At 63.7% G+C, this 16645-nt stretch carries 14 protein-coding genes; 6 read left to right on the top strand and 8 right to left on the bottom strand.

Annotated elements, in window-relative coordinates:
• The first annotated feature begins 122 nt into the window (after nt 1-122).
• Complete coding sequence (gene dld / locus BEP01S_RS00820; protein WP_062239400.1) at nt 123-1829, top strand: D-lactate dehydrogenase; 1707 nt, start codon at nt 123-125, stop codon at nt 1827-1829.
• A 250-nt stretch (nt 1830-2079) separates the two neighbouring features.
• Here dld and BEP01S_RS00815 read toward each other — a convergent pair whose 3' ends face one another.
• The 3 genes from BEP01S_RS00815 to BEP01S_RS00805 form a co-directional block, all read right to left on the bottom strand.
• Complete coding sequence (locus BEP01S_RS00815) at nt 2080-2655, bottom strand: hypothetical protein (protein WP_062239397.1); 576 nt, start codon at nt 2653-2655, stop codon at nt 2080-2082.
• On the bottom strand, nt 2652-2864 hold the full coding sequence (locus BEP01S_RS00810) for a helix-turn-helix transcriptional regulator (RefSeq protein WP_062239394.1): 213 nt from the start codon (nt 2862-2864) through the stop codon (nt 2652-2654). The genes BEP01S_RS00815 and BEP01S_RS00810 overlap by 4 nt, the downstream gene beginning before the upstream one ends.
• 349 nt (nt 2865-3213) lie before the next feature.
• Nucleotides 3214-4455 carry an MFS transporter gene (locus tag BEP01S_RS00805; RefSeq protein ID WP_062239391.1) on the bottom strand — a complete coding sequence of 414 codons (1242 nt, stop codon included), beginning with the start codon at nt 4453-4455 and terminating at the stop codon, nt 3214-3216.
• A gap of 323 nt (nt 4456-4778) precedes the next feature.
• Between BEP01S_RS00805 and BEP01S_RS00800 the strand changes: the two genes are divergently transcribed.
• Nucleotides 4779-5819 carry an LCP family protein gene (locus tag BEP01S_RS00800; RefSeq protein ID WP_062239388.1) on the top strand — a complete coding sequence of 347 codons (1041 nt, stop codon included), beginning with the start codon at nt 4779-4781 and terminating at the stop codon, nt 5817-5819.
• A 129-nt stretch (nt 5820-5948) separates the two neighbouring features.
• Here BEP01S_RS00800 and BEP01S_RS00795 read toward each other — a convergent pair whose 3' ends face one another.
• The 4 genes from BEP01S_RS00795 to BEP01S_RS00780 form a co-directional block, all read right to left on the bottom strand.
• Nucleotides 5949-6419 (bottom strand): hypothetical protein, encoded by a 471-nt coding sequence (locus BEP01S_RS00795; RefSeq protein ID WP_062239385.1) that lies wholly within the window; start codon nt 6417-6419, stop codon nt 5949-5951.
• Nucleotides 6420-6921: 502 nt separating this feature from the next.
• The gene (gene pgm, locus BEP01S_RS00790; RefSeq protein WP_039209079.1) at nt 6922-8562 is read right to left on the bottom strand and encodes a phosphoglucomutase (alpha-D-glucose-1,6-bisphosphate-dependent); all 1641 of its coding nucleotides are present in this window, start codon (nt 8560-8562) and stop codon (nt 6922-6924) included.
• A gap of 124 nt (nt 8563-8686) precedes the next feature.
• Nucleotides 8687-8983: a hypothetical protein gene (locus BEP01S_RS00785; RefSeq protein WP_062239382.1), complete on the bottom strand. Its 297-nt coding sequence runs from the start codon at nt 8981-8983 to the stop codon at nt 8687-8689.
• 233 nt (nt 8984-9216) lie between these two features.
• The gene (locus BEP01S_RS00780) at nt 9217-9546 is read right to left on the bottom strand and encodes a rhodanese-like domain-containing protein (protein ID WP_062239468.1); all 330 of its coding nucleotides are present in this window, start codon (nt 9544-9546) and stop codon (nt 9217-9219) included.
• A gap of 300 nt (nt 9547-9846) precedes the next feature.
• On the opposite strand from BEP01S_RS00780, the gene BEP01S_RS17260 reads away from it, so the two are divergent.
• The 4 genes from BEP01S_RS17260 to BEP01S_RS00760 all read left to right on the top strand — a co-directional run bounded on the left by BEP01S_RS17260 (nt 9847) and on the right by BEP01S_RS00760 (nt 13970).
• On the top strand, nt 9847-10818 hold the full coding sequence (locus tag BEP01S_RS17260) for a pyridoxamine 5'-phosphate oxidase family protein (protein WP_083532417.1): 972 nt from the start codon (nt 9847-9849) through the stop codon (nt 10816-10818).
• Between the two features lie 98 nt (nt 10819-10916).
• The gene (locus tag BEP01S_RS00770) at nt 10917-12230 is read left to right on the top strand and encodes an FAD-dependent oxidoreductase (RefSeq protein ID WP_062239379.1); all 1314 of its coding nucleotides are present in this window, start codon (nt 10917-10919) and stop codon (nt 12228-12230) included.
• A 71-nt stretch (nt 12231-12301) separates the two neighbouring features.
• Nucleotides 12302-13159, top strand: a complete 858-nt coding sequence (locus BEP01S_RS00765) for an ABC transporter permease (protein ID WP_062239377.1) — start codon at nt 12302-12304, stop codon at nt 13157-13159.
• Nucleotides 13152-13970 carry an ABC transporter ATP-binding protein gene (locus BEP01S_RS00760; protein ID WP_062239374.1) on the top strand — a complete coding sequence of 273 codons (819 nt, stop codon included), beginning with the start codon at nt 13152-13154 and terminating at the stop codon, nt 13968-13970. Before BEP01S_RS00765 ends, BEP01S_RS00760 begins: the two co-directional genes overlap by 8 nt.
• A gap of 99 nt (nt 13971-14069) precedes the next feature.
• Here BEP01S_RS00760 and BEP01S_RS00755 read toward each other — a convergent pair whose 3' ends face one another.
• Nucleotides 14070-16601: an excinuclease ABC subunit UvrA gene (locus BEP01S_RS00755; protein ID WP_062239370.1), complete on the bottom strand. Its 2532-nt coding sequence runs from the start codon at nt 16599-16601 to the stop codon at nt 14070-14072.
• Nucleotides 16602-16645: the final 44 nt, after the last annotated feature.

The following is a 16645-nucleotide window of genomic DNA, read 5'->3' as shown; positions in this document are numbered from 1 at the left end:
GGCCCAGCAACCTGGCGCCAGGTTGCTGGGCCGCCGTCAGGTAGTTCTGAGAGGGGATGCGGAGTGCGAACCCAGACACCTACCATGAGAACAACCGTCGCCTACCGATAGGAATCGACCATATGCCCGGCAAGACAAATCACCAGTCCCCAGCCGTCAACGCGTTCATCGACATCATGGGCCCGCGCCACGTCCTCACCTCCGCGCGAGCGACCGCACCGTACGCCAAGGGCAACCGCTTCGGCGGCGGCAATGTGCTGGCCGTGCTGCGACCGGGCAGCCTTGTCGACATGTGGCGGGCACTGCAGGTCTGCGTCGACAATGACCTCATCGTCATTCCGCAGTCGGCCAACACCGGCCTGACCGGCGGCTCCGGCCCCGGTGCGCAGGACTACGATCGTCCGATCGTCATCATCTCCACCCTGCGGATCAACGAGATCTATCTCATCAACGACGCCCGCGAAGCGATCTGCCTGGCCGGATCCACTCTCTACGAACTCGACGAGGCGCTCGCCCCGTTCCACCGCGAACCGCACTCGGTCATCGGCTCATCCTCGATCGGCGCCTCCGTCATCGGCGGCATCGCCAACAACTCCGGCGGCTCCCAGATCCGCAAGGGTCCGGCGTTCACGAAGCACGCGATCTTCGCCCGCGTCAACGAGGAGGGGCGACTCGAGCTCGTCAACCACCTCGGCGTGGAGCTCGGCGACGACCCCGCCCACATCCTCGACAAACTCCAGCGCGGAGACTGGGACCCTGCCGGGGTCACGCCCGCCCCGGAGGACACGACGGAGACCGAGTATGGGGAACAGGTCCGCAGGATCGTCGACTCCCCGGCCCGGTTCAACGCGAACTCCGACTACCTGTACGAGGCGTCCGGTTCGGCCGGGAAGCTCATGGTCTTCGCCGTGCGCACCCGCACCTTCCCGAAGGAAGAAGGAGCGACCACGTTCTACGTCGGCACGAATTCTCCGGCCGAGCTCGAAGAGCTGCGACGGGCGATCCTCACTTCGGACATGCCGCTGCCGATCTCGGGCGAATACATGGGCCGACCCTCGTTCGACCTCGCCGAGAAGTACGGCAAGGACACATTCGTCTCGATCAAGCACGCCGGCAGCCGCGAGCAGATCAGGCTGTTCGCGCTGAAGAACTGGGCCAACGGCGTGTTCGCAAAGCTGCCGTTCTTCGGCGAGACCGTCGCCGACACGATCGCGCAGAACGCGTTCGGTCTGCTCCCGCAGCAGCTGCCTAAGCGGATGCTCGAGTACCGCGACCGCTTCGAGCATCATCTGCTCCTCGTCGTCAGTGCCGAGGAGAAGAACCGGATGGGTGCGTTCCTTGACGACTTCTTCGCCGAGGCGGCCCACCAAGGTGACTATTTCGTGTGCAGCGCCGATGAAGCTCAGTCCGCGATGCTGCATCGTTTCGGTGCCGCGAGTGCTGCGACCCGGTACTTCAACCTCAACCGTGAGGACTCCTCGGACATGATCACCTTCGACGTGGCGCTGCGCCGCGACGATGAGGACTGGCTCGAGGTGCTGCCCGACGAGATCGCCGACCAGCTGCACATCAGCTCCTACTACGGGCACTTCTTCTGCCACGTCCTCCACCAGGACCACGTGGCGAAGAAGGGCGTCGACCCGGTGGCGCTGAAGAAGCAGATGACCGAGCTGCTCGAGGCCCGGGGTGCGGCCGTGCCTGCCGAGCACAACTACGGCAGGCTCTACCCCGTGCCGCCGAAGATGGAAGCGCACTTCAAAGAACTCGACCCTCACAACGTCTTCAACGCCGGAGTCGGCGAGACATCCGCGAAGAAGGACTGGGCCTGAGCCTGGAACCTCCGGGTGGGGCATCGCAGCACAGCGGAGCGTCGATCACTCATCCCGCAGTCCGCAGCGACCCGGGCCGTACGCAACACCCCACACCGTTAGCAGCATTTCACCCCTCTGCAACGGGGTGAAATGCTGCTAACGGTGATGGATGCGCGACTCACGGTGAGCTGACGCGCTGCCGGTGAGTGATCTCGTCGGTTTCAGGCTGGTACCCGCAGCCGACCTGGCGACCTCTGACGCGGCGAAATCAGTCCTCGTCTTCGATCTCAGCGGCGGCGGCCGCCTCGGCGCGGGCCTGCTTGATCTTGCGCACCCGGGAGATCGTCATGAGGGTCAGCGCGACGATGAAGCCGAACGCTGCGCCGATCACGATGGAGTAGGTGCTGGAGGGAGCACCTGGCATCGTTTGATTGCCCATTCCGACATCGATGAGCGGGTAGCCGTTGCTCAGTTGAAAGACGATTGCACCGACCCAGGCGATGGCGAACAGGGCGCCGACGATATTGCCGACGATCAGCCGCCTCGGCGAGACACGAGCCATCGCCATGGAGAAGTCCACATTCTCACGTTGGCAGTATGCAGAGATGACGATGCTGGTCACCATGGAGCCGAAAACGATGAGTACACTCCACATTCCCGCGCCGAAGACGGCAAAGATGAGTGCAAGCGCGAAGAACACGTAGGTGGAGACGACGGCCCCCAAGGTATATGCCCTCAGAATGACGTCGCGCTCACGTTCGTCGCCCATCGAGGGATCATTGAAACCGGCGATCCTGTCGGCGAGTTCGTTGGTGTGCTTCTTCTTGTCGCTCGTGCTGTTCATTGGGTTTCCTCCTTCAGTGAGAAGATCTCTTCGACTGTCGTGTTCAAGGCCCGGGCGATGCGCAGCGCCAGATACACGCTGGGGGCGTAGTCGCCGCGCTCGGTCGCGATGATCGTCTGCCGCGACACCCCGGTGAGCTGAGCTAACTGTGCCTGCGTCAGCCCGGCAGCCTTGCGAACCTGCTTGAGGTCCGAGGTCTGAACTTCCATACCGTTCCTTGATGTCAACTTCTCTTTACATCTAAAAGTAAAGCATGTTTGACATGCATATGTCAATGATCGTTTACATCGCCGAGGCGGCCCGCAGTCCCGTGGTCCTGCGGGCAATCGATCGGGCCACCGCAGACGGGCTCGGTGAGCGAATCGTTGTGGCCTGCGCGGCAAGGCCGCGGAAACGCCCCGCGAACACAAAAACACCCCGCCGCAACGGGGTGTTTTCGCATTAAGAGTGAGGGACGCGCAACTAGTGGTGCGAAGAAAAGCTAGCGCGGGGGTGTGCCACTAACGGTGACAGATGCTTGCCGAGGCGACCGCACCGCCCGCAACTCCGCGTAGGCCCTTAAGCCTCCACAACCTTCTCGCGCCGACGGTCCTTCTCCAGCCGCGCTTCGTGACTCGACCTGGAAGGGTTCAAAAGCTTGAGCAGCGACAGCGCGATGATCGCCCCCAGCACGGCGCAGCCAGCGGGCAGGAGCATCGCGGTCTTCGCATCGAAGGCGTCGATGATGTTGCCGGCGACGGCCGATCCGAACGCGACGCCGAAGCCCAGCGAGGTGCCCAGCCAGGCGAACGCCTCGGTGAGGCGGCGTGGGGGAGCGAGCCGCTCGATGACGGAGTTCGCGCCGATGAGGCTCGGTGCGATCGCCGATCCGACGACGATGAGAATGATGCCGTAGGTGACCATCGAATTGGCCAGCAGCATCATGCAGGCGCCCACGGCCAGGGCGGACACGGCCACGCCGAAGCGGTGATGAACGGCGGTCTGCCAGTTCCGAGCCCCGTACAGCGCGCCGGAGACCAGTGATCCCAGAGCCAGGCACGACAGCAGCACACCGGCGGTCGACTTCACACCGAGTTCGTCAGCGAAGGCGACGGCGATGACGTCGATGGCACCGAAGTTCACGCCGAGGAAGATGTTGACGATGATGATCGCGAAGATGCCCGGGTTCGAGAACACATGCCCCTTCGCCTCGGTGGTCCGTTCCACCGGAGGGGGCTCGGTCGACTTCTGGATGTAGAGCAGCAGCGATCCCACGCCGACGGTGATCATGGAGAGGATGATTCCCGCAGGCGGCCACACGGCTGTCGCGAGCACCGTGGCCAGCACCGGCCCGGAGACGAACATCAGCTCATCGGCGACCGATTCCCATGAGAACGCGGTCTGCAGCTTCTTCGGGGTGTCGACGATATGGGACCAGCGCGAACGCACGAGCGAACCGACGGAGCCGACGGTGGCGCCGCCGATGCCGGCGAAGGCGAAGACGAATCCCGTCCACCATTCCTGATACACGGAGACGATGAGCAGGGCCAACGCGATGAGGTGGGTGATGACGATGGGCACCATGACCTTCGCCTGGCCGAGGCGGTCGACGAGGCGGGCGATCCCGGGGCCGGCAAGCGCCTGGACGATCATGTACACGGCGGAGACGATGCCCGCCATGCCGTATGACCCGGTCACGCCCTGGATGAAGAGGACGATGCCCAGTCCCAGCACTGCGATGGGCATCCGGGCGACGAGACCGGCCAAGGAGAACTTGAGAGCACCGGGAAGCGACAGAATTTCCCGATAGTTATTGAACACCAGAGAAGTCTACCGAGCGCCGCCCCAGCCGACCACGCCGAGGCCGCGTTATTACTGGTGAGTCCCCTCACCTCGACGTCGGAAGTCATCGGTGGGTTACGAACCGATATCGGTTCCGATCCACCCGCGCGAAACCGAGCATCACCGCCTCTGACAAGGCAGAACACCTCGCCGAGGCGGCCCTGCCCTCCCGTCCGCCACCGCGGTTAGGTGCGGGGTGCGCCGCGCGGCTGAGAAATGGGTCACCTTGGGCGCTATACAATGAGCGGGATTGCCCCATACCCCCGGCGCCCGGCGCCGACCGCTCAAACCCCGGAGTGCCGATGACGGACAACACCACTTTCGACGATCTCTTCGACCACCAGAGCGAGGAACAGCAGCGCCCGCGCAAGAAGAAGCGCGTGTGGCGCAAGGTCCTCGTCGTGCTGCTCATCATCGTCATCCTCGGCGTGCTCGGCATCGGGCTCTACGTCTGGAGCGTCGGCCGGTCGTTCGACAAGAACGCGAACCAGCTCAGCGATGAGCAGGTCTTCGGTGAGTCCGGCGGCGGCAAGGAAGGCGACGGCACGAACATCCTGCTGCTCGGCTCGGATGAGCCGATGAGCGATGTCGATGTCAACGATTCGCGTGGACTGCGTTCGGACACGATCATGGTCATGCACCTGCCCGAGGACGGCGGCAACGTCCAGATCATGTCGATCCCGCGTGACACCTACGTCGACATCGAGGGCCACGGCAAGTCGAAGATCAACGCGGCGCTGTCCTTCGGTGGTCTGCCGCTGGCTGTGTCGACGGTGTCGGACTTCATCGGCACCGACGTCGATCACGTGGCGATCATCGACTTCGAGGGATTCAAGGCTCTGACCGACAGCCTCGGCGGGGTGACCGTGAACTCCGAGCAGGCGTTCGAGAAGAACGGCTACACCTTCACTCAGGGCGAGAACGTCCTCAACGGTGACGAAGCGCTGACCTTCGTGCGTGAGCGCAAGCAGTTCAAGGACGGCGACTTCCAGCGTGCGCGCAATCAGCAGGCGTTCATCCGCGGTCTGACGAACGAGATGATCTCGGCCGACACCCTGTCGAACCCGAAGAAGATCCAGGACATGGTCAAGAACTTCGCGCCTTATATGTACGTCGACTCGGGCCTGGACGCGAAGTATATCTCCTCGACCGCGTTCAATATGCGCGACGTCCGCCCGGGCGACATCGAGTTCTTCACCGCCCCCGTCGCCGGCGTCGGCACCGCTCCGAACGGTGCGTCGATCGTCAACGTCGACGAAGACGAGCTGAAGAAGGTCCGCGACGCGTTCAAGAACGACACCGTGGCCGACTACGTGCAGAACGCCCCGGAGGCCCACCTCTAAAACCTCGCCGAGGCCGCTCACCTTAGCCGCAGACGCCGAGGCCCAGCGTCGCTGAGTCACACGCCGAGCCCCGCTCCAGGATCGTTCTGGAGCGGGGCTCGATGGATCGGCGTTCAGTTGGCTGGAGCTTCAGTCCTCAAACTGAACCTTGTTCACGGCGTTGGGAGTGCCCCACTCGTCGTCGGGGTCGACCACGGCTTCGGTGGGCATGCCGAGCGACATCTTCTCGCCGGTGACGGAGTTCTCGTAGTCGACGTAAGTCGTGCCGGCGGCACCTTCTCCGCCGACGCGGTCCCAGTGGGTGACTTCGTCGTCGCTGTGTGCCTGCAGCTCTTCGGCGACCTTGGTCGAAGCGAATGCCTCAACCCGGTCCGTATCGCCCTGACCCCAGGCTCGGACGAGCTCGTCGGCGTATTTGACCGGTTCGGTCGGGTAGTACACGGACTGCGTGTCGGCACCGGAGTCTGCAGACTGGCTGGATGAGTCGGCCGCGGAAGCGTCGGCGGCCACGGCCGGGCCGGAGGCGAGTCCGAGTCCGGCGAGTCCTGCGACGGTGGAGATTCCCAGGGCTGCTGCACGGTTGCGAACGGAGTACTTCATTGTGTCGATCCTTTTCTGTTCATCGGCCGCTTCTGCTGGTGGACGTGTGAGTTTCGCAGGGCGGTATGTCGATTGACGGTGAACAGTCTTGCGATCGAATCTAGAGGGCGCGACAACGGAGCCTGACAGCCGACTCAAGGTCTGTCACAGCGGGAAAACAGGAATATTGCAGTAGTGCGACGGTCGCTGTTACACATAAGCTGACCACTGTTTGGTGGCAACATGTCTTACGGGTGAACGTCGTGGTCATGGCTTCATGCGGACGCAGTGGTCTAAGTCGCCCGCGGGGTTTGCGCAATTGCGGCCGTATCGTCGGCTCGGTTGGGGGCCTCTGCAATTGCGACAATCCTGCGCAGGCAGCGATACATGATCGTGATCCGTACTCGCCCTTACAAGAGTGAACAAAAGTATCCGCGGCTGCAAAGTGTGAGCGCAGCGATGAAGTTCGCTGCATCCACACTTCGAAGCCGCGGAAGTGAGTTATTCGTACAGTGGCTGGTGCTTAGTCCAGCACGCCGTCGACGAGAGTCCGCGCATCATGCTGGACCTGGCGCAGGTGGTCCTCATCGCGCAGGGATTCCGCGTAGATCTTGTAGACGTCTTCCGTGCCGGATGGCCGCACGGCGAACCATGCATTGTCAGTGGTGACCTTGAGTCCGCCGATGGGTGCATTGTTTCCCGACGCCGAGGTGAGCACCTCCTTCACGGGTTCACCGCCGACGGTCTTCGCGCTCACCTGGGAGGCATCCAGGGACCCCAACCGCTCCTTCTGTGCCCGCGTCGCCGGAGCATCCTGACGCGCGTAGAAGCTGGAGCCGTGATTCGCAGCCAGCCCTGCGTAGCGCTGCGAGGGAGTCTGCCCGGTCTTCGCAGTCATCTCGGCGGCAAGAAGGGCGAGGATGATACCGTCCTTGTCCGTCGACCACACCTTGCCGTCGCTGCGCAGGAACGATGCGCCGGCCGATTCCTCGCCGCCGAAGGCCAACGTCGAATCGAGCAGGCCGGGAACGAACCATTTGAAGCCGACGGGCACCTCGAAGAGGGTGCGGTTGTGCGCGGCGACGATGCGGTCGACGATCGACGAGGTGACCAGAGTCTTGCCGATCGCGGCGCCCTTCGGCCAATTGGTACGGGAGTCGAGCAGGTAGTCGATGGCCGCTGCCAGATAGTGATTGGGATTCATCAGGCCGGCATCGGGAGTGACGATGCCGTGACGATCGGCGTCGGCGTCGTTGCCGGTGGCGATGTCGAAGTCGTTGCGTGAGGCGATGAGGCCGGCCATGGCATAGGGGGAGGAGCAGTCCATGCGGATGTTCTCGTCCCAATCCAGGGTCATGAACGACCAGGTGGGGTCGACGTCCGGGTGGACGACGTCGAGGTTGAGGTCGTAGTCCTCGGCGATCGCCGCCCAGTAGTCGACGCTGGCGCCGCCGAGCGGATCGGCGCCGATCTTCAGCCCGGAGCTGCGAATGACATCGAGGTCGATGACAGACTCGAGGTCGTCGACATAGTTCGAGACGTAGTCGAAGTTCTCGGTGTTCTCCAGATGGAATGCCCGCTGGAATGGGGTGCGCGGGATCTTCTCCCACCCCTCGGCCAGGTACCGGTTGGCGCGTTCGGCGATCCAGGTCGTCGTCTCGGTTCCGGCGGGTCCGCCGTGCGGCGGGTTGTACTTGATGCCACCATCGGCGGGCGGATTGTGGCTGGGAGTGACGATGATGCCGTCGGCCTGCGCATCCTCGCGCGACTTCCCGGCATTGAAGCCGAGGATCGCGTGGGAGACTGCGGGGGTCGGGGTGAAGCCGTCGCGCTCGTCGATGAGCGCCGGAACCTCAGCTGCGGCGAGCACCTCGAGGACGGTGAGGAACGCGGGCTCACTCAGTGCGTGAGTGTCACGGCCGAGGAAGATCGGCCCACGGATGCCTTTGTCTCGGCGGAAGTCGACGATCGCCGCGGTGATGGCCGCGATGTGCGCCTCGTTGAAAGAGCGGTTGAAGCTCGAACCGCGGTGGCCGGAGGTCCCGAAGCTCACTGCTTGCGAAGGCACCGAAGGGTCGGGAACCAAGTCGTGATAGGAATCGAGAAGGGCAGGGACGTCAACGAGATCCTTGTCCTGGGCCAACTGGCCGGCGCGTGTTGTCATTCTTCTACCTAACCAAATGACAGCGGTTGCGCACAGTTGTGTCCACGGAGTTCTTGCATCGTGGACTTCGGCGTCTCCACGGAGCGAGAACTAGCGGCCTCGCTCAACGGTGGCCGTGGCCGTCTCAGTCCGGCGGCTCCACGGAGTCGTCTTCCTCTTCCTTCGTGTCTCCACCGCTGATATCTCGGTCTTTGTCGGGGGAGGAGGACCCTTCGGCTTTGGCCTGGGCGTCTTCGGGATCCCGATCGATCGGAACATCGTGTTCGGCGGCGATGCGCTCGAGCCTCTCTTCGGGAGTTTGGGAACTGCCTTCGGCATCGGTATCTGCGCCGACTCCGACGGCAGTGCTCTCGATGTTCTGCTCGTCTTCGGTCTGGTCTTCGGTTGAGTTCTCCGGGAGGTTCTTCTTCTCGTCACTCATGACTTCGGCTCCTTTCGGAGTTGAACACGCTCTCGCCTTTCGGCGGAGGACCGGGGATCACAAGAGGTATGGAAGTGATCCGTGGTCTCGACGGTAGACCCATCGTGGAAACGGGGCAAGGGGACTCGGTCTTGCGGCTCCTCCGGTCGACCTCGCGACGATGAGAGCGACTCTAGCGGACGGTGGGATCAATCCGCTGACTGCTGGCTGGCCGACTGCAGGTGCCTTTCTGCTCACTTCACCCAGGGCTCTTCGCCGGTCTCGGAGACGATCGGCTTACCATTGTCGATGTTCCAAGAGCCCATGCCTCCGACGACATCAAAGGCGTCGAAGCCATTCTGATTGAGCCAGGCCACGGCTCGGTTCGAGCGTCCGCCGGTGCGGCAGATGACGTACATATCGTCATCGAGAGGAAGATCGTCCAGGCGGGTGGGCAGCTCGCCCAGCGGTACGTGGATCGCGCCTTCGATATGGCCGGCCTCCCATTCGTCATCCTCGCGGACGTCGATGATGGCGGCCCCCTCGGGGATGTCGTTGACGGTGACGGTCGTTTCTTCATCCATGTCTTCAGTGTAGGCACGCAAACCGGGTGTTCGCACCTGCCCGGAGATTGCGAATCTGCGCATGTCCGTCATCGTGTGCGCGCCGCTCTTTAGGGCTGTGCACGCAACCAGTCCGCACTTCGAACGGCTCCGGATTTCAGTCATCTCAGTCCAGTTCCAAGGGGGCTGTTGCCGACCGGAGAGCCGTGTGAGAATGACCGTGTAGTCGTTGACGCGCCAGCCGACCACGGCCCGCCAGAACGAGCCACGGCCCGCGCCAGCGACTGCAGTGCCAGGAACCGTCTGCGAAGGGAAATGGTCATGAACAACAGAGACAAGAGTGACGAGTCGCCGGCCGAGGAGAAGGCCCGTGACGTCGCAGCAAAACTGGACGAGACCGCAGAACCGCTGGCCGGGACTTCGGACATGGAATCTCACGCCGAAGTCGGATACACCGAGCAGAACGTTGAGGAACGCGCCCAAAGGGCCGCGGACGAAGAAGGTGTGACACTGCATCGCAATCCCGACGGCTCGCACACGGCGATCGACGAATCGAAGACCGCCGAAGCGACTCCGAGCTCAGGAACCGAGAACTCCGGAGCCACTGACGCCTCCCTCGCCCCGGGCATGGGCGCCTCGGTCGGCACCACGTCCGAGCCCGGTGACATCTACAGCGCGCCAGGGATGGGCAACGCGGTCGGCAGCACGACGGAAGGCGGCGTCGCGAGCACGGAAACAGCAGTCTTCGCCACCGACGACACGGAAGCCGGCCAGGTATCCGCCGCGGGTGATGGGCAGAAGCCCGCTGGAGACGCGGCGACAGAGGAGCTCGGCCAGGCCGACGTCGTCAAGATCCTGCGCGGCGGTGATTCTGTCATGCTCGCGACCGCGCTCGCCGACGGCAAGATCCTCGCTCACCCTATGGCACCCCAGGAGGTCACCGAGGATGCCGACGTCTGGTTCTTCCTCGCCCTCGACGGCGACCAAGCGAAGGCGCTGCAGACGAACCCCGAAGTCAATATCAGCATCGCTGAGGCGGGCAACTGGCTGTCGGTGGCCGGGCGCGTGGAGTTCGTCGACGACGAGGCCAAGGTCGATGAACTGTGGTCGGATTCCGCCACGGCGTGGTTCGATGACCGCCGCGACCCGAACCTCGGACTCATCAAGGTCGTCACACACTCCGCACAGCACTGGGGGCTGCCCGGCGGCAAGGCATCGGGCCTGTTCCGCATGGTCAAGTCCAAGATCACCGGAGACCGCCCGTCCGGCGGCACACAGACCACGGAACTCTGAGCCGTGAGAGGCCAGGGGGCTCGGCACGACTGCTCTGCTGCCCGTGCCGGGCGCCCCACCTCACCGCGAGCCGCCTCGGCGAGGCATAGCATGGAGACATGAGCAAGCGGATCGTCATCATCGGTGCGGGACTGGCCGGCACGACTACGGCGCGGGAGCTGAACGCGCGCGGTCAGGCCGTCACAGTCATCGACCCCCAGGCCGGCGAAACGTGTGAACGGCCGCCGCTGTCGAAGCATCTTTTCGACGGATCCCGCCATCACCTGCCCTACCACCTCGAATCGACCGAGCACATCACCTTCGTTCGTGACCGGGCAGAAGAGATCACCCTCGCCGAGGCGGCCCTGGAGTCCCGCTACACCGCCGAGACCCAGCGGCACCCCCATCCGCTGGAGAACCATCACGCCACCGCGGGCGCCATCCAGCTGGCGTCGGGGGAGTCTATCGACTTCACCCACTGCATCCTCGCCACCGGGATGGAAGCCATCCGCCCCGAAGTCCCCGCCTACCCGGACGCACTGCCGGTCTATGACCTCGCCGACGCGGAATGGATTCTCGAACGCGTGAACAATGCGAACCGACCCCTCAACGTCGGGGTGCTGGGCTCGGGTTACCTCGGAATGGAGGTGGCTTCCTCGGCGGTGGCTGCCGGACACCACGCTACGGTCTACCTGCGCGGGGACGAACCCCTGCGCAAGCAGCTCTCCGCGCCCGTGCGGCAGGCCCTGTTCGACAAACACAAGGCCGCCGGAGTCGAATTCGTCACCCACACCTCCGGCCCGGACGACATCCCGGCCGATGTTCACGACCTGTTCATCACCAGCGTCGGGGCCCGCCCTCGGCTGATCCCGGTCGACGGCCACCGCCCCGCTCATGCATGGGATGTGGATGAGAGTTTGGCAACATCCCATCCGGGTGTCTTCGCCGCCGGCGACTGTGCCATCGTCACCGCCGGACCCTATGCGCTCGACCATCCATGGGCCTGTGAACCGGTGGCCGAAAGTCACGGAAAGTTCCTCGCCGAGCTCCTCGGCGAGGGGGCGGGAGAGCCGTCGAACAAAGGCGAGAACGACTCCGAATCCGCGTCAGGCAGTGGGCCGGAAGGGGGTCCGAAAGTCTGGTCGGACGTCCCCTGGCACTGGAGCTTCCAAGGCCCGGAGAAGGTGTTCACGGCGGGTCTGACGAGCCCTGACGCTGACGACACGCTCATCCGACACGACCCCAGCGGGTCGAAGTTCCAGGTCTTCCACTTCGATGGGCCTGACCTGGAGTCGAGGCTCGTCGGTGTCGAGACGTTCAACTGGCCGCCGATGCAGGCGGCAGCTCGACGGGTACTCGGCGGTAGCAATATTCCGACGCGGGCCCAAATCGCCGACCCCGACTTCGACTTCAAGGCTCACAGCCGACTGTGAGTCTGCGCTAGTCTCATCCCGTAGACTCTTTCTGTTCTATCCCCAGTCGCCGACGAGAGAATTTTCTGTTCATGGATATGGCCAGGCTTGCTGCCGAGCACGGACTCGAGAGAGTGGGTGGACGGCCGTCTCTGCCCCAGTACGTCAAACAGCTTCTCAACCGAAGCGACTTCACGTACACGCTTGCGAAGTACCGGATGCAGTCCGAGAACGAGCGCAACCGCCTCGGCATGGCCTGGGTGCTGCTGCGCCCATCATTCTCGGCTCTGATCTACGGCACGGTCTTCGGCGTCATCATGCAGGGAGCGACTGCTCGACCGCCGGACTTCGCGCCATTCGTCGTCATCGGCGTCTTCATCCTCGAATTCTTCAACACCTCGATGAACGGCGGCGCGAAGTCGATCATCTCGAATGCCTCACTCGTCCAATCCTTACCGTTCCCGCGCATTGTTCTGCCCATCGCCAAGGTGTTCCAGAACCTGCTCGACTTCATCCCCACGCTCCTTTTCATGGCGCTCATCGTCATCCTCTTCGGTGCGCGACCTGATTGGGATTGGTTCCTCTTCATCCCGCTGGTGTTCCTGTTCTGGGTCTTCAACCAAGGCGTGGCATTCATCTTCGCCCGTGCAACGGTCCACTTCCGAGACCTGTCGCAGGTCACCCCGTTCATCTCCCGAATGATCTTCTACACCTCGGGTGTCTTCTTCGACCTCAAGGTCATGGTCGACAAGATCAACCCGTCGCTGCAGCCGTTCGCCGATTGGCAGCCGATCAACAACGTGCTGTCCATCGCTCGCGGCATCCTCATGAAGGACGGAGTCGTTCCCTACGACTACTTCTGGCACCTGGCCATCTGGGCATTCGGCATCTTCATCATCGGCTTCGTGTTCTTCTGGCAGGCCGAGGAAAGGTTTGGTCGTGATGAGTGACGAGAATTCGTTCGACACCGGCAACCTCCCCGAGGTGACAAGGAACAACCCACCCGTAGTCGTCTGCGACAACGTCCACGTCCGCTACAAGACCCTGGCCACGGGCAAGAAGCTCAAGCTCGGCAGTAAGAACGTGATGGGGCGGAAGCGGGAGCTGCGAGAGGTTCACGCCCTCAAGGGCATCAGCTTCGTCGCTCACAAGAACGAATCGATCGGCATCATCGGCAGCAACGGCTCCGGCAAGTCCACGCTCATGCGGTCGATCACCGGGCTGACCCCGACCTCCGAGGGTGCGATCTATGCGACGTCACGGCCGAACCTCCTCGGTGTCGGTGCTGCGCTGATTCCGGACCTCTCAGGTGCGCGCAACATCGTTCTCGGTTCTCTGGCGTTGGGACTCACCCGCGATGAGATCGACGCGAAGTTCGATGACATCGTCGAGTTCACCGGGCTCGGGGACTTCATCGATCTGCCGATGCGCACTTACTCCTCGGGTATGTCGCAGCGACTGAAGTTCGCGATCGCGACCTCGGTGCAGCACGAGATCCTCATCGTCGATGAGGCGCTCAACGTCGGTGACAAGAAGTTCCGTGACCGTTCCGAAGGCCGTATTCGCGAAATCCGTGAGAACGCCGGTACCGTCTTCCTCGTCTCGCACTCGATGCGTACGATTCGGGACACGTGCAACCGTGCGCTGTGGATCGAGAAGGGCGAACTGCTCGCCGACGGTCCGGCGCTCGAAGTCATTCGCAAATACCAGGCATACACCAAGGCCGAGAAAGCGAAAGCAGTTGAGGAAGAGCCGGGCTGAGTCCTTCTGCTGACTTCGAATCGCTGACTTCGAATCCGGCCCCGTTCTCTGTTGAGGACGGGGCCGCTTCTTTACCGCAACTCTGTCAGACCGAGGTGTTCACCCCGCCTCGTTGAGATGCCCTTTGAGGTACTCGCCGGTGACGCTGTCTGAGCTGCCCGCCACCTGTTGCGGGGTTCCCGTCGCGACGATCTTCCCGCCGTCCTGACCTCCGCCGGGGCCGAGGTCGATGATCCAGTCCGCGTTCGCGATCATGTCGAGGTCATGCTCGATGACGAGCACCGTCCCACCTTGGTCGAGCAGCTGCTGGAAGACGCGCACGAGCACACGCACATCCTCGGGGTGCAGGCCCACCGTCGGTTCGTCGAAGACGAAGAGCGTGTGCTGCTGTGACTTCCCGAGTTCGGTGGCGAGCTTGAGCCGTTGCGCCTCACCGCCGGAGAGCGCCGGGGTCGCCTCGTGGAGAGTGAGGTACCCGAGCCCCACATCCTGCAGCGCCTTCAACCGGGCATGGACCTTGCGCATCTCGGCGAGGTGGGGGAGCGCCTCGGCGACCGTCATCGCCAACAGATCCGGCAACGACAGCGGCTGACCATCGGCATCCGAGGCACGGCGGTACTCGTCCGCGTCGGGACTGTACCGACGGCCTTCGCAGTTCGGGCAGGGGATGTCGACGTCGGGGAGGAACTGCACGTCGAGGGTGATCTCGCCGGTACCTTCGCATTTCGGGCAGCGCAGCGAACCCGTGTTGTAGGAGAAGTCCCCGGCAGTCAGCCCGGCATCCTTCGCGGAATCGAGTCGAGCATAGGCGCGGCGAAGGTCATCGAGCACCCCGGAATAGGTCGCCACGGTGGAGCGGACGTTGATGCCGATCGGGGTGGCGTCGACGACATTGACCCGCTCGATCCCGCCGGCATCGAGTTCACGCACGTGAGACGGCATCGCACGTTCGTCCGCGGCAGCCTCGGCTTTGAGCGCGGGGACGAGACTGTCGAGGACAAGCGTGCTCTTGCCCGATCCGGACACTCCGGTGACGACGGTGAGCCGCTTGCGTGGGATCTCGGTCTCCAGCGTATGAACGGTGTGGATCGGTGAGGTGAGCAGCCGGATCCGACCGTGGTCGTCGATCTCGGCTTCGGGTGCGGGAGTGCGTACGAGGGCGTCGGCGCGGCCGGTGAGGTAGGGGCCGATGCGGGAGTCCGGGTGTGCGTCGAGTTCGGCGACGCTGCCTTTGGCCACGACCGAGCCGCCGTCCTTGCCGGAGCCGGGGCCGATTTCGATGAGGTGGTCGGCTTCGCGGAGGACGAGTGGATCGTGGTCGACCATGACCACGGAGTTTCCCTCCTCGAGGAGGTCGGCGATCACACCCTGCAGACCTTTGATGTTCGAGGGGTGGAGGCCGATCGAGGGTTCGTCGAGGACGTAGAGGACGCCGGTGGTCTCGTTGCGCACGGCACGGGAGAGTTGGACTCGTTGGCGTTCGCCGGTCGACAGAGAGGAACCGGCCCGGTCGAGTCCGAGGTATCCGAGACCCAGGTCGAGCAGCCGGCGAGCCATGCCGAGAAGTGCGTCCACCAGCGACCGGGCCATCGGCTGCATGGGCGTGGGGAGAGTTTCGGGAACGTTCGCGGCCCAGTCGACGAGTTCGTCGAGGGTCATGGCGGTCGCCTCGGCGAGGTCGAGTTCGCCAAGGCGCGGTGCTCGAGCAGCGGGGGAGAGACGCGTGCCTTCGCAGTCGGGGCAGACCTGCTCGGAGAGGAACCTGCTGACCCTGGCGAAGCGCTTCTCAGTGTCTGCGCGTTTGAGTTCTTCGGTCACCGTCAGGCGGGCGTTGCGGAAGGTGAAGTCGAGGTCGTGGAGCCCCTTCTTCGAGGTGACCGTGATGTGCTTCTTCTCTTCGGGGCCGGCGAAGACGATCTCGCGCTCCCAGTCTTCGAGGTCGCGCCAGGGCACATCGGTGCGGACGCCGAATTCGCGGGCGATCTGCGGTTGGACGTTGAAGCCGAACATCTGCCAGGGGATGACTGTGCCGTTGTCGATCGACAGGTCGGGGTCGCGGATGAGGGAGGCATCGTCGACTTCTCTGATGGTGCCGATGCCCTCGCAGCGGGGGCATGCTCCACCGGAATTGAAGGCGAGCTCCTCGGCGCCGGGTGCGTGGACGGTCTCACCGCATTCGGGGCAGTCGAACGGCTCCTCGGCAGCGACGTTGAGAGTCGGTTTCTGCCGGTGCCCGTTCGGGCAGAGGTGGGAAGCCAAACGGGAGAACATCAGGCGGACGACGTTGAGCAGCTCGGTCGAGGTGCCGAAGGTCGAGCGCACGCCGGGGACTCCGGGGCGTTGCCGCAAAGCGAGGGCGGCGGGGATGTGGCGGACGGTGTCGACATCGGCACGGGCGGCTTGGGCCATGCGACGGCGAGTGTAGGTCGACAGGGCTTCGATATAGCGGCGCGAGCCTTCGGCGTAGAGCACGCCCATGGCCAGGGAGGACTTGCCCGACCCGGAGACACCGGCGATGGCGACGAGGGTATTCAGCGGTACGTCGACGTCGATACCCTGCAGGTTGTGCACGCGTGCACCGCGCACTTCGACCGCTGTGGCAGGGACAGTATTGCGGGCTTCGGTCGACATATCGTGATCGTAACAACCGGCACTGACATGCCCGACGCCTGCTG

This window comes from Brevibacterium epidermidis NBRC 14811 (genome assembly GCF_001570805.1).
GTDB lineage: Bacteria > Actinomycetota > Actinomycetes > Actinomycetales > Brevibacteriaceae > Brevibacterium > Brevibacterium epidermidis.
Note: the sequence above shows the minus strand (reverse complement) of the source record. Positions and strands in the feature narration are given on the sequence as shown.

Excerpts from the sequence above, each read along its gene's own strand:
- dld (WP_062239400.1), top strand. The coding sequence starts at position 123 with ATGCCCGGCAAGACAAATCACCAGTCCCCAGCCGTCAACGCGTTCATC.
- BEP01S_RS00815 (WP_062239397.1), bottom strand. The coding sequence starts at position 2,655 with ATGAACAGCACGAGCGACAAGAAGAAGCACACCAACGAACTCGCCGAC.
- BEP01S_RS00810 (WP_062239394.1), bottom strand. The coding sequence starts at position 2,864 with ATGGAAGTTCAGACCTCGGACCTCAAGCAGGTTCGCAAGGCTGCCGGG.
- BEP01S_RS00800 (WP_062239388.1), top strand. The coding sequence starts at position 4,779 with ATGACGGACAACACCACTTTCGACGATCTCTTCGACCACCAGAGCGAG.
- BEP01S_RS00795 (WP_062239385.1), bottom strand. The coding sequence starts at position 6,419 with ATGAAGTACTCCGTTCGCAACCGTGCAGCAGCCCTGGGAATCTCCACC.
- pgm (WP_039209079.1), bottom strand. The coding sequence starts at position 8,562 with ATGACAACACGCGCCGGCCAGTTGGCCCAGGACAAGGATCTCGTTGAC.
- BEP01S_RS00785 (WP_062239382.1), bottom strand. The coding sequence starts at position 8,983 with ATGAGTGACGAGAAGAAGAACCTCCCGGAGAACTCAACCGAAGACCAG.
- BEP01S_RS00780 (WP_062239468.1), bottom strand. The coding sequence starts at position 9,546 with ATGGATGAAGAAACGACCGTCACCGTCAACGACATCCCCGAGGGGGCC.
- BEP01S_RS17260 (WP_083532417.1), top strand. The coding sequence starts at position 9,847 with ATGAACAACAGAGACAAGAGTGACGAGTCGCCGGCCGAGGAGAAGGCC.
- BEP01S_RS00770 (WP_062239379.1), top strand. The coding sequence starts at position 10,917 with ATGAGCAAGCGGATCGTCATCATCGGTGCGGGACTGGCCGGCACGACT.
- BEP01S_RS00765 (WP_062239377.1), top strand. The coding sequence starts at position 12,302 with ATGGATATGGCCAGGCTTGCTGCCGAGCACGGACTCGAGAGAGTGGGT.
- BEP01S_RS00760 (WP_062239374.1), top strand. The coding sequence starts at position 13,152 with ATGAGTGACGAGAATTCGTTCGACACCGGCAACCTCCCCGAGGTGACA.
- BEP01S_RS00755 (WP_062239370.1), bottom strand. The coding sequence starts at position 16,601 with ATGTCGACCGAAGCCCGCAATACTGTCCCTGCCACAGCGGTCGAAGTG.